This window comes from Gemmatimonadaceae bacterium (genome assembly GCA_036003045.1).
GTDB lineage: Bacteria > Gemmatimonadota > Gemmatimonadetes > Gemmatimonadales > Gemmatimonadaceae > JAQBQB01.
Genome location: DASYSS010000002.1, coordinates 25,666 through 37,679, shown reverse-complemented (window position 1 = coordinate 37,679; position 12,014 = coordinate 25,666). Strand labels below are relative to the sequence as shown.

Here is a 12,014-nt window from a genome sequence, read left to right as displayed (position 1 = left end):
AGTTTTTCTGGCCCTTCTAGTAGCTCGAACGGTGATACTGGCCAATCAGAGCTCGGGCACCCGCACGGCTCTGATGCCGTAGACCGGAGCGATGCGTCCATTGCCGTTCGCCTGGAACCTTACCGTGATCTTCGATTTGCCCTGAACGAGATTCGCGGGCACATCGTAGCGCGCGTCGAAGAACCCGACCGCCGTTCGGTTGGGTTCGAACCTGCCCACCGACGTTCCGTCCACGTCGATCTCGAAGTTGCCGAGTACCGGCGGCAGCCCGGGCTCGTTGAAGTACGTGACGACGATCGCCGTCGGTGACGCCGGATTCGCGGCGAGATCGTACGAGAACCAACCGGTTCCACCCCGCGACGGGCGGCCGTTCGTGCGCGTGACTTGTCGGTCGGCGGGATCGCTCTTGTAGCCGAAGTTCGGCTCCGCCTGCGAATCGCCCGGTCGCACGTAAGCGACGGTCGCCGCTTCCAACCGCTTCACGCGCTCTCGCTCCGCGGCCACAGCCGCGACGCGCGCATCGAATTCCGTCGGCGTCACGACGTCGAAGTAGACGCTGTACGTCCGTTCGTGTGTGCGATAGAACGGCGTGAGTGAAACGTCTTCGACCTGCGTTGGTTGGCCGATCGGACGCGCGACTTGTTTGATCTGGAAATCGCCCTGCTTGGCCGCGGGGAGAACCCATTCCGAAACCGGACGCTCCGCCGCCACGAGCAGGGGCACCGGCTGCCCAGCCGCGCCTTCGCCGCGCGATTCTCGTCGCGGACCGAGGTCGCCGGCCAATACGAGCGGACCCCACATGATCGCGGCGATGCGTTTGTCGTCGGGCGTCGCTTCGAGATGAACCGTCTTTGGCAGCGTGAGCTCGACGGTGTCGCCGCTCTTCCACGTTCGCGAAATCTCGACGAACGAGCTTGGTTGCGGGAGAGAATCCTCGTTGCCCATCAAGCGGCCGCCGGCCGCGCCGGGGCGAAGGCTCGCGAGCGCGGGAATTTCGATCGGCGCGCCGTTGACCTTCACCGCGAATCCGTCGCCGGCCCACGTCGGCCGACGAATGGCGAGCGTGAACTTCGCCGCCTTCGGCAGCGTGAGCTTGAGCGTCGCCGAATCGCCGTCGGGGAAGCTCGTTTCCTGAGTGATCTGTGCGCCCCCTCCCGCCAGCCTGAGCTTCGCGGTCGACGGGATGAACTGGGTCACCCACGCCGTGTCGTCGGACTCGTAGTACACGCCGTAGCCGTGCAGGGCGTGGTTCTCCATCCCGGTGCCGACGCAGCAGGTGAAGCTCTGCAGCATGTTCTGGTATTCCTGCTGCACGCCGCGGCCAACAGGAACCATGTACGACATGCGCGCATTTGCCGGATCCATCGACGCCAGCACGTGGTTGAACAGCACGCGCTCGTGGAAATCGGCGTAGAACGGATCCGGCCGGAACGAGAAGAGCCGGCGGGACAGTTTGAGCATGTTGTAACAGTTGCACGACTCGCACGTGCGTCCATCGACGCGCGAGCCGAGGACGTCGGCCGGCCCGAAGTACTCCGCGCTCCCCTGACCGCCGGTGGCGTACGTGTGATGCTCGACGGCGCGGTCGAAGAACGTCGACGCCGCGAGGATGTCGCCCGTGTCGCCGGTGTACCCGTAGCGCGCGGCCGACCCGATCACTTTTGGGATCTGACAGTTGACGTGCTTGCCGGCGAGGTTGTCCTGTCCGCGCTTGAGCGCGTCGGTGAACGCGCGGTGCTCGAAGCGATACGAAAGGTCGAGCCACCGCTTGTCGCCGGTGTCGACGTAGAGATCGGCGAGGATCTCGTTCATGCCGCCATGCTCCGTGAGGAGCATCTTCTGAACCTGCGCGTCGGAGAGCGGAGCGAGCACGCCCTCGGCCCACGCGGCGAATTTTGTCTCGACGGCGAGCGCGGTCTTGTCGCCGGTGAAGCGATACGCGTCGCGCAGACCGGCGTAGGTCTTGTGCAGCGTGTACCACGGCGACCAGAGGCCATTGAGGTCGAACGCGCCAGGACGAATGTCACCCTTCGACACCTGCGCGAACGATTCGCGCCCGTGCTCGAGCGCGGAAAGATAGCCGTCGCCGTTCTTGTCCTGCACTTCCTTCAGCTCCCGCACGAGGTACTGCGCGCGTTGCTTGAATCGCTCGTCACCCGTCGCGGCGTACATCAGGCTCACGGCGGAGAGATGGTGACCGGCGATGTGGCCGGTGAGGTTACGCCCGCCGCCGTCCCAGCCGCCGTACGGCTCGGCCTTCTGCGGCAGACCGGCGCGCACTCTATAGAAGGCCATCATGCGGTCCGGCTCGAGCGAGAGCAGGTATTTCGCGTCCGCCTCCTGCGCGAGCTTCGTCGGTCCGCCCGTGACGCGCACGTCTGCCAGTGGTACCGGCCGCGCGCGAAGGAGTTTGTCTTCCATCTCCTTGGCGCCCGGACCGAAAATGCCGGACGTGTCGGACGCGACTGTCTCCGCACGCGATTCGTGCGTGAGAGGGCCGAGCGTGAGCGCGGCCGCCGCTGCCGCGGAATTCTGGAGGAAATCGCGACGATTCTGAGAGGCACCCATGCGATTCAGTCTGCCGCTGGCGCGACACGACCGCAAGTCGGGACCGGGCGGCTATTTTGGACCGGCGGCCGCCGCGGTTACCGCGATGATCGGAGTGGTCGTCGGCTGCTGGGCGCCGCCCGACGCTTCTTCAGTCACCGCCACGGCGGCGAGCGAGTCGCGGGCGAGGGCGTATGTGGCGCGGACGACGGCTTCGCCACGGAGCGGATCGAAGGTGCCAGCGCTGATCTTCGCGCCGGCGGCGGTCACAAGCCAAAGTTGATACGTCCGCCCCGGCTTCAGATCCGGCATATCGTGCGCGACGAAGGTCCAAGTGTTCTTGGTCTTGTCCCAGAACATGCGCGCGAACGGCGCGTTGACGCCGTTCTTGGTCAGCGTCATCACGGCGACGTCGCGGCCGGTGATCGCCACGACCATGCTGTCCCGGGCGAGCACCGCCAGCCGCAACGAGTCGGTCGTTCGCTGCGCGGCCGCCACGCGTGCCGCCTGGCCGCTCAGTGTATCCCGCAATGCCTGGCGATCCCGAACGATCCAGGCAAGGACGGCCACGCTGACGACCAGCAGAACGCTCGCCGCGGCGGCCACCCACTCGGCCCGGCGCCACGCGAGCGAGCTGATGACCGCCGACCGGTCGCGGATCTGCTCTTTCTCGGCCTCCGCACGCGCCATGAGCCGCGAGCGAATACGCTGTCGACTCGCGCCGGCGGTTCCGATCGATGGCGTCGCCGCGTACGCGAGCTGTGCGGTCGTGTCGCGGAGCGCCGTCAGTTCTTCGCGGCACGGGATGCACGTCGAGACGTGCGCGATCACCGCCTCGCGTTCGGCGCCATCGAGCGCGTCGAAGGCCAGCGCATCGAGCACGGCAAAGGCTTCGTCGTGCGTCATCTCGCGGCTCATGTGACGGCCTCGCGCAGAGGATGCAACTTCTCTCGCAGCTTTTGAAGCGCGAGTCGCATCCTCGTTTTGATCGTGCCCAATGGTTGGCCCGTTTGTTCGGCGATCTCGGATTGACTCAGTCCGCCGAAATACCCCAACTCGAGCGCCTCGCGTTGCTCCGCGGGAAGATCGGCGAGGGCGGCGCGCACGATTCGGCTTCGTTCGGCGTGCTCGGCGTCGGCCAGCGGATCGCTCGGCGCGGCAGCCGTGGGCGCCGACGTGTCGGCCTCGCTCGCCGTCGCGTCGACGAGCGGATCCTCACGGAGCCGGCGACGCGCGCGCAAGCGATCGAGGGCACGGCTGCGGGCGATCGTGAGCAGCCACGTCTGCACCGAGCCTCGCTCGACCTCGAACCGCTCCGCCTGTCGCCACGCCTGCCAGAACGCTTCTTCCACGACGTCCTCCACGTCATCCGGCGATTCGAGCATACGCGACACCACGCCATGGACGACTGGAAACCACCGGTCGTAGAACGTGCCCAGCGCGCGCTCGTCCTTCGAACGCATGCGACGCACCAGCTCGGCGTCCACCGCGGCGCGTGCCGCCGTGGAATCGCGCGCGCCAGCGTCGGATGAGCTGGCCGCGCTCGCCATCGCTGAGGGATACGTCTCCGACTTCGGGGCCGGATTCATCGCGGCGAATGTACGGGCCGCGGCAATCCATCGCCAACTCAAGCGTTTCGGTGACGGGCGCTAAATTCTGATCAGGTGGCTCACGACCCGTATGCAGCGCTCCGCGTAGAGAATTACCGGCGGTTCATCGTCTCGACCTTGACGATGACCCTGTCGTCGCAGATCCAGGCAGTCGTTGTCGCCTGGCAGATCTACGACATCACGCGCGACCCGCTATCGCTCGGCTTGATGGGCCTGGCCGAAGCGCTGCCCTTCATCGGCATCGCGCTGTTCGCCGGCCATGTCGCCGACCGATTCAGCCGGCACCGCATCTCGATCGCCTCGCTCGGCGTGCTGTTCGCGTGTTCGGTGTCGCTGCTGGTCTTCAATCTCATTCCCGGCTTTCTTCCGCGCTTCGGGGCTCTGCCCTTCTACGCGGTGATTTTCGCCAGCGGCGTCGCGCGGAGCTTCCTGCAGCCGGCGCGACAAGCACTCGGCGCCGAAATCGTCGAACGGAAGCTCTACGCGAACGCGGTCGCGTGGCGCTCGTCGACGTGGCAGACCGCGGCTGTCGTCGGTCCCGCGCTCGGGGGATTGATCTACGGCTTTTCATCACCGCGCGTCGCGTACATCGCCGACGCGGTCATGATGATCGTCGCGCTGGTGTCGTTTTATCGAATCGACTACGAGCACCGTCCGATTCGCGACGTGACCGAATCGATCGGCGAGAGCCTTGGCTCGGGTCTGCGGTTCGTGTTCAAGGAGTCGGTGCTTCTCTCCGCGCTGACGCTGGATCTGTTTTCTGTCTTGCTGGGAGGCGCCGAGGCGTTGCTGCCGGTCTTCGCAGATCAGATCTTGCACGTCGGGCCGCAGGGTCTGGGACTGCTGCGCGCCGCGCCTGCGGCGGGCGCCGTGGTGGCCTCGGTTTTTCTCGCGCATCGGCCGCCCTTCAAGCGCGCGGGTCGCACGCTGCTCTACGCCGTCGCGACGTTCGCGGTGTGCATCGTGGGGTTCGGCCTCTCGCGCAGCTTCGGGCTGTCGCTCGCGCTGCTCGCGATCAGCGGTATGGCGGACAACGTGAGCGTGCTCATTCGGTCGACGCTGCTCCAGGTGCTCACGCCGTCGGAGATGTTCGGCCGCGTGACGTCGGTGAACTCGATTTTCGTCGGCTCGTCCAACGAGCTCGGAGCGTTTGAATCCGGCGTCGCGGCGAAGCTGCTCGGGACGGTGCCGTCGGTAGTGCTGGGAGGCCTAGCGTCGCTCGGCGTGGTCGTGACGATCGGATTGTGGGTGCCGCGGCTGCGCCAGCTCGGTCGGATCGACGAGCTGACGCCGACGGCGCCGACCACCGCGCCGTCGCCGGCTCCTGGCTGACCGGGTTGGGCTGGATTTCGGACGATTTGACACCGTATGACACGAAATAACCGTCAATGGCGACTTGGTTCGCGACTTTTCGTGACAACGTGCGCCGATAATTGCATTTTTTGCAGAAATTGCAGTACATTTGGCGAGTCACCGGAGCCCGCCGAACTCCTATCCAGAGGCCGTTCCTCCCATGTCAGAGACTTCTTTGTCAGCCCGTAAGACCGTCATCCGCGAAATCACTGAACGTGAAGTCCGGACCGAGGCGCTCGGCGATCATGGTGCGCTGCCGCGCACATCCGAGTACTTCGGGATGAACACCTTTGGCGTCCGCCAGATGCGGGACAAGCTGCCGCGTGACACCTACAACAAGCTCCTCGACGCCGTACGGCACGGGAAAAAGCTCGACGTCGACATCGCGCCGCGCGTGGCGCAGGCCGTGAAGGAATGGGCGATCAGCCGCGGTGCGACGCACTTCACGCACTGGTTCCAGCCCCAGACCGGTCTCACGGCCGAAAAACACGACGCGTTCCTGTCGTTCGACGACGGTCAGCCGATGGAGTCGTTCGGCGCGTCGCAGCTGATCCAGAGCGAGCCTGACGCGTCGAGCTTCCCGTCGGGCGGATTGCGCGCGACGTGGGAAGCGCGCGGCTACACGGCGTGGAACCCGGCGAGTCCGGTGTTCATCGCCGAGTGGGCCGGCGTGAAGACGCTGTGCATCCCGTCGGTGGTCGTCGGCTACCACGGCGAAGCGCTCGACGAGATGACGCCGCTGCTCCGCAGCTCCGACGCGCTTTCGGCGAGGGCGATCGAGTTGCTCGAGCTCCTCGGCGACCGCGGCGTGTATCGCGTGTACACGACGATGGGACCCGAGCAAGAGTATTTCCTCATCGACCGCGCGCATTTCGCGCTGCGGCCGGACCTCGTGATGGCGGGCCGCACGCTCATCGGCGCGCCGCCGCCGCGCGGACAGCAGCTCGAGGATCACTACTTCGGCGGCATTCCGGAGCGCATCCAGGCGTGCATCGCCGAGGTCGAGCACGAGCTGTACAAGCTCGGGGTGCCGATCATCACGCGTCACAACGAAGTCGCGCCGAGCCAGTTCGAGATGGCGCCGCGCTTCGAGGAGACGGATGTCGCGGTCGACCACAACCAGCTGGTGATGGCGACGCTTCGCCGCGTCGCGCTTCGCCACGGCCTGCAGGCGTTGCTGCACGAGAAGCCGTTCGCGGGGATCAACGGGTCGGGCAAGCACTGCAACTGGTCGATGTCGATCGCCGCCGACAATCACGATCTCGACGGCGCCAATCTGCTCAAGCCGGGACAGACGCCGCACCAGAACATTCGGTTCCTCGTCTTCCTGGCCGCGGTGCTGCGCGCCGTGCACAAGCACGCCGGCCTGCTCCGCGCGGGCATCGGCACGTCGGGCAACGAGCATCGCCTTGGCGCGAACGAGGCGCCGCCGGCGATCATCTCGGTCTTCATGGGCACCATGCTCACGAAGGTTATCGAGGCGATCGCGTCGGGCAAAAACGCGAACGGCGCCGAGCACGAGATGATCAAGCTCGGCGTAGCGCGTCTGCCCGAGATCGAGAAGGACAACACGGACCGCAACCGCACGTCGCCATTCGCATTCACCGGCGCGAAGTTCGAGTTTCGCGCCGTGGGCTCGTCGCAGTCGATCGCGTTCCCGATCGTGCTGCTCAACGCCGCCGTCGCCGAAGCGATCGGCGAGATCAGCACGGCGCTGCGCGCGGAGCTCAAGAAAACGAAGAAGGTAGACGACGCCGTGCTCAAGGTCGTGCGTCCGATCTTCAAGGAGACGTCGCCCGTTCGTTTCGAGGGAAACAACTACTCCGAGGAGTGGGTGAAGGACGCCGCCAAGCGCGGTCTGCCCAATCTTCGCCGCACGCCCGAGTCGCTGATGCAGCTGGTGACGAAGCAGTCGATGAAGCTGCTCACGTCGCTCGGAATTCTCAGCGACGAAGAGCTGCATTCGCGCTATCACGTGCGTCTCGAGCGGTACATCAAGGACATGCTCATCGAGCTGCACACGCTGCGCGAGATGGTCGACACCATCGTCCTGCCGGCGGCGCTCGAGTATGCCGGGGGTCTCGCCGCGTCGGCGGCGAGCGCGAAGGCGGCGGGCATCAAGCCGATCCCGCAGGTCGAGGTGGCGAACAAGCTCGGCGCCTCGATCGGCGACCTCCAGAAGCATCGCGTCGCACTCGGCAAAGTGATCGACAAGGCCGAAGGCATGCACGACGCCCTCGAGAAGCAGGCGGAGTTGCTCACGAGCGACGGCGCCGACGCGATGGCGGACGTGCGCCGCTGCTGCGACGAGCTGGAGCTGTCGGTGAGCGACGAGATGTGGCCGCTGCCGAAATACCGCGAGATGCTTTTCCCCGTTTAGTCAACCATGGCGGTCCCGTGACCGAACGGGCGAGCAACGGCCGCGAAATCAACATTCGTGAAGCCGCGGATGACGATCTCACGGCCGTTGTCGCGATGCTGAACCGCGAGATCGCGGAATCGCCGTACGTGTACGCCGACGCGCCGGTAACGCTTGACGAGCGACGCGGGTGGCTGGCGTCGCACCGGGCCGCCGAGCTTCCAGTGATCGTCGCCACGCCGACGGACGACTCCGCCAACTTGCTTGGATGGGGAGCGCTTTCCGTTTATCGACCGTCGGGCGGCTATCGTTTCACGGTCGAGGCCAGCGTGTACGTAGACCCCGCCGCGCAACGACGGGGCATCGGCGCGCGCCTGCTGTCGTGGTTGTGCGACGAGGCACGCAAGCGGGAGATGCACGCCCTCGTCGCCAGCATAGACTCCGAAAACGCCCCGAGCATCGCGCTGTTCGAGCGCCGCGGATTCCGCGAGGTGGCGCGGCTGAACGAGGTCGGATGGAAGTCAGGGCGCTGGAGAACCCAACTCCTCTTCATTCGGCCGGTGTAACTGAGGGCGACGGTCGATGCGCGGCGGGCGATGGTTAGCGCAGCCAGACGTATACGAGCGCGCAGGCCTTCGTGTGGTTCGCCCACGCGGCACGGTCGGTGTTCGAGATGGGGACGGCTTGGATGGGTCGTTTGAGAGTCGGACGAGCGGGGCCGCGAGTGTCGTAGATCTCGACGTTTTCGATGTCGTCGACGGTAAGCGTTCCGATTTCCACGATGTCGGGACCGCCGTTCACCATGGCCGCGCAGTCTTTGTCGAGGGTCCCCGGCGCGCCGCTGTGCACCGAGTGGTAGCCGATTTGAACCGCATCGTACACCCACTGGATGTTCATCTCGACCAACTCGGCGTGCGAGTACACGCGCGAATTCATTTGGCTGCGCCAAGCAAGACGCTGACCAAGGTCGTCGACGTTGTGAACCTCGCGGACAGTGAGCGGCCGCGCCGGCGGCGCGAGCGTGACGCGAATTCGTTCACCGCTGTCCGCCGGTACGATCACGCTCACGAGCCGATTCGCGTACCCGGCATCTTTCACGGCGACGAGATAGCTGCCCGGCTTGATCGGGATGTAGAACTCGCCGGTCGAATCGGTCGTCGCGTGCTGCGCATGGCCGAGCACACGCACTTCGGCGCCACCCAGCGCGTTGAACGCCGTGTCGCCGACGACACCGCTCAATCCGCCACGCGCGACAGTCGACACAACGGGACGGAGCACGTAAGCAAGCGGCACGAGCGAGAACATGCCGGTCCCGCCGGCGCTGTCGACCACCATCTCACGAATCTGCGGGCCGTATCCGAGCTTGCGCGCGCGAACTTCGTATTTGCCGGGCGCGACGTCGGTGAAGAGAAAGGTCCCATCCGCCTTACTAAACACTCGACGCTGGAGCGACGTGATCGAGATCTCGACGCTGTCGAGCGCGAATGCGGCTGTGTCGCGCACGACGCCGCCGATCCTCCGCGCCCCGGGTTTGTCCGGCGCCGCGTTGACGACCACCGCCGGCAGTCTCGTCGGCTGCTGCGCGAGCGCAGCTCGCGGCGCGAGTACCACCGACGCAGTGAGCAGCACAAGTCGCTGAATACGAACGCGGGACGAGCGAAGGGGCCGGCGCCCCACGCCGACCCCTCGCCCTGTTCCTGCCGCTGCCGCCTGTCGCTGACGCCTACAGTCCCAGTACGCCAAGACCATCCCCCTTTAATGAGGACAACCCGCCTCTACGGCTGCGGCGTCACCGCCTCGCCCGCGAGCGTCGGACCGCCTTCCACCGACGTGAGCACGTCGCGCCACGCGAAGCGCTTGCCACTGCCGCGGACGTAGTAATCCATCCACTCCTTCTCGGCGACCGCCTTCAAGTACTGGTTGCGCACGTCCGGGATGCCATGCGTGGTACCGGGGTAGACCCAGAATTCGTTCGGCACACCGAGCTTGGAGAGCGCCATGTGCATCTCCTCGCTCTGCGGGCGCGGAACGCGCGGGTCGCCGTCGACGACGTGGATGAAGATCGGCGTCTTGGCGTTCTTGATGTACGTGATCGGCGACTGCCGCATCCAGACGTCGAGCTGCCCCGGCTCCCAATACATCTTGTCGCCTAGGTACCACTGGCGAAGCCGCTGCGTGTCGCTCTGCGACCACATCGAAACCCAGTTCGCGACGCCTGCGCCGGAGCTGATCGCCTTGAAGCGGTTCGTGTGCGTCTCGATCCAGTTCGAGTAATGGCCGCCCGCGCTCCAGCCCAGCGCGCCCATCTGCGTGCTGTCGACGAGTCCCTGAGCGATCAGGTAGTCGACGCCCGTCATGATGTCTTGGAATCCCTTCGTGAAGTAGTCGCCCTGGCTCTCGATCTTGAACTTCTCGCCGTATTGCGTGGATTGGCGGTAGTTCGGAAGCAAGATCGCGTAACCCGCGCCGGCGTATACCTGTGCGTTGTAGCCGCCGTTGAACCCGAGCATGTCAGCCGCTGCCGGGCCACCATGAATCGCGACGATGAGCGGATAGCGCTTTCCCGCCTGATAGCCGACAGGCTTGATGAGAACCCCTGAAACCTTCGTGCCGTCGTTCGACTTCCAGGTGATCTCCTCTTCCTCGCCCAACGCCACGTCTCGCTTGACCCACGCGTTCGGATCCGTGAGCTGCGTCCACTTCGAGCGATCATTGATGTCGCTTAGCGAACCAACCGTGTAGTTCGCCGGCGGCGTGTGCGGGTCGGCGTACGTGATCATGAACCGGCCCGTCTCGTCGTCGCGCGCGACGGTGATCGTTCCCTTGACGTCGGTGATCTGCTTGGCCTGGCCGGTCGAGACAGACACCGAGAAGAGCTGCGTCGTCGCGCGAACTCCGGTGCCGAAGTAGATCGTGTCGCCATTCGCCGACCAGAACGAGCTCTCGATTCCTTCACCGCCGCCGCCGCCGCCGCCACGGCCTCCGGCGCGGACGTCCAGATCGACGTTGCCACCGATCTTTCGCAGCGGCTCGCTCGGTTGGTCGACGTGACGGACGTACATGCGCTCGTTGTGCATGTACTTGAAGTCGTCGGGCGCCGAGAACGCGAGGAGCTTGCTGTCCGGCGAGAAGAGCACCGGTCCTTCGCCGATGTCGGTGTTCTTGGTGAGACGCTCGATGTTGCCCGTGGCGACGTTGAGCAGGTGGAGATCGGCGTAATCGTTTTGCTCGAGAATGCCGCGCTCGTACCGGTTCGCCGACATGCCGTGGAAGCCGATCCACTTGCCGTCCGGCGAGATCGTGAATTCACCGACGCTGTAACTCGGATCGTTCGTGAGCCGGCGCTCCTGTCGCGAGTCGAGATCGTAGACCCAGAGGCTCGAGATCGACGTCGCGGGATTGCGCGGCTTGACGGTGAACTGTTTGTCGGTGCGCATGCGGTCGTCGCGATCGATGCTGTCCGGCGAGACGAAGTAGATGCGTTTGCCGTCCGGCGAGAACTGCCAGTTCGAGATCCCCGTGGCGTGATGCGTGAGCTGCGTCGGCTTCGGGATCCCCATCCCCGTCAGTGAGATGTCGTAGATCTGCTCGTCGCCGGCACGACCCGACGTGAAGACGATGGACTTGCCGTCCTTGCTGAAGGAGAAGTTGGACACGCCTTCCCGCGCGTCGGTGATGCGCATGGCTTCCCCGCCGTCCATTCGCATGACGAAGATTTGATTGCGCGCGCCGCCTTCCCCGCCACCCCGGCCGCCCCCGCCCCCGCCCCCCCGACCGCCGGCCGCTGCGCCCGCCGCGGTTGTCGGCGCGTCGCGATCGGACAGGAACGCGATGCCTCGTCCGTCGCGCGACCATTTGGGGCTCGTCTCGTTCTTGTCGTTCGTGAACGTGAGCTGCCGAGTTGTCTGAAGCCCACGGTCGAACGAGACGAGATAGATGTCGGACTGGCGGCGCGCCGTCTGCCAATCCGGTGTGCTCAGCGAGTAGAGCATCGACTTGCCGTCGGGACTGATGTCCTGCCCGGCGACCTGCCGCATGTTCTGCGCGTCGAGGAAGGTCATCGGACGTTGCGCGAGCGCCGGTGCGGCGAGCAACGCGCCGAGCGCCAGAGCGCAAAATGGAGACGGGCCGCTTTTCATGGAGAT

At 65.6% G+C, this 12,014-nt stretch carries 8 protein-coding genes; 3 read left to right on the top strand and 5 right to left on the bottom strand.

The window, feature by feature from the left end; translation table 11 throughout:
- Positions 1-45: 45 nt before the first annotated feature.
- The 3 genes from VGQ44_00295 to VGQ44_00285 are packed head-to-tail and all read right to left on the bottom strand — an operon-like array spanning position 46 to position 4,136.
- Positions 46-2,568 (bottom strand): beta-L-arabinofuranosidase domain-containing protein, encoded by a 2,523-nt coding sequence (locus tag VGQ44_00295; protein ID HEV8445225.1) that lies wholly within the window; start codon positions 2,566-2,568, stop codon positions 46-48.
- A gap of 51 nt (positions 2,569-2,619) precedes the next feature.
- Entirely contained in the window at positions 2,620-3,465 is an 846-nt protein-coding gene (locus VGQ44_00290) for an anti-sigma factor (protein ID HEV8445224.1), read from the bottom strand.
- Complete coding sequence (locus tag VGQ44_00285; protein ID HEV8445223.1) at positions 3,462-4,136, bottom strand: sigma-70 family RNA polymerase sigma factor; 675 nt, start codon at positions 4,134-4,136, stop codon at positions 3,462-3,464. Before VGQ44_00285 ends, VGQ44_00290 begins: the two co-directional genes overlap by 4 nt.
- Before the next feature lie 75 nt (positions 4,137-4,211).
- On the opposite strand from VGQ44_00285, the gene VGQ44_00280 reads away from it, so the two are divergent.
- The 3 genes from VGQ44_00280 (at position 4,212) to VGQ44_00270 (ending at position 8,435) form a co-directional block, all read left to right on the top strand.
- Entirely contained in the window at positions 4,212-5,489 is a 1,278-nt protein-coding gene (locus VGQ44_00280) for an MFS transporter (GenBank protein HEV8445222.1), read from the top strand.
- 181 nt (positions 5,490-5,670) lie between these two features.
- The gene (locus tag VGQ44_00275) at positions 5,671-7,890 is read left to right on the top strand and encodes a glutamine synthetase III (protein HEV8445221.1); all 2,220 of its coding nucleotides are present in this window, start codon (positions 5,671-5,673) and stop codon (positions 7,888-7,890) included.
- A 17-nt stretch (positions 7,891-7,907) separates the two neighbouring features.
- Entirely contained in the window at positions 7,908-8,435 is a 528-nt protein-coding gene (locus VGQ44_00270; protein ID HEV8445220.1) for a GNAT family N-acetyltransferase, read from the top strand.
- Positions 8,436-8,469: 34 nt separating this feature from the next.
- Here VGQ44_00270 and VGQ44_00265 read toward each other — a convergent pair whose 3' ends face one another.
- Both VGQ44_00265 and VGQ44_00260 read right to left on the bottom strand, forming a co-directional pair.
- Positions 8,470-9,498: a carboxypeptidase-like regulatory domain-containing protein gene (locus VGQ44_00265; protein HEV8445219.1), complete on the bottom strand. Its 1,029-nt coding sequence runs from the start codon at positions 9,496-9,498 to the stop codon at positions 8,470-8,472.
- 146 nt (positions 9,499-9,644) lie between these two features.
- Complete coding sequence (locus VGQ44_00260) at positions 9,645-12,008, bottom strand: prolyl oligopeptidase family serine peptidase (protein ID HEV8445218.1); 2,364 nt, start codon at positions 12,006-12,008, stop codon at positions 9,645-9,647.
- Positions 12,009-12,014 lie beyond the last annotated feature (6 nt).

Coding starts and splice junctions, on each gene's coding strand:
- VGQ44_00295 (HEV8445225.1), bottom strand. CDS start 2,568: ATGGGTGCCTCTCAGAATCGTCGCGATTTCCTCCAGAATTCCGCGGCA.
- VGQ44_00290 (HEV8445224.1), bottom strand. CDS start 3,465: ATGAGCCGCGAGATGACGCACGACGAAGCCTTTGCCGTGCTCGATGCG.
- VGQ44_00285 (HEV8445223.1), bottom strand. CDS start 4,136: ATGAATCCGGCCCCGAAGTCGGAGACGTATCCCTCAGCGATGGCGAGC.
- VGQ44_00275 (HEV8445221.1), top strand. CDS start 5,671: ATGTCAGAGACTTCTTTGTCAGCCCGTAAGACCGTCATCCGCGAAATC.
- VGQ44_00260 (HEV8445218.1), bottom strand. CDS start 12,008: ATGAAAAGCGGCCCGTCTCCATTTTGCGCTCTGGCGCTCGGCGCGTTG.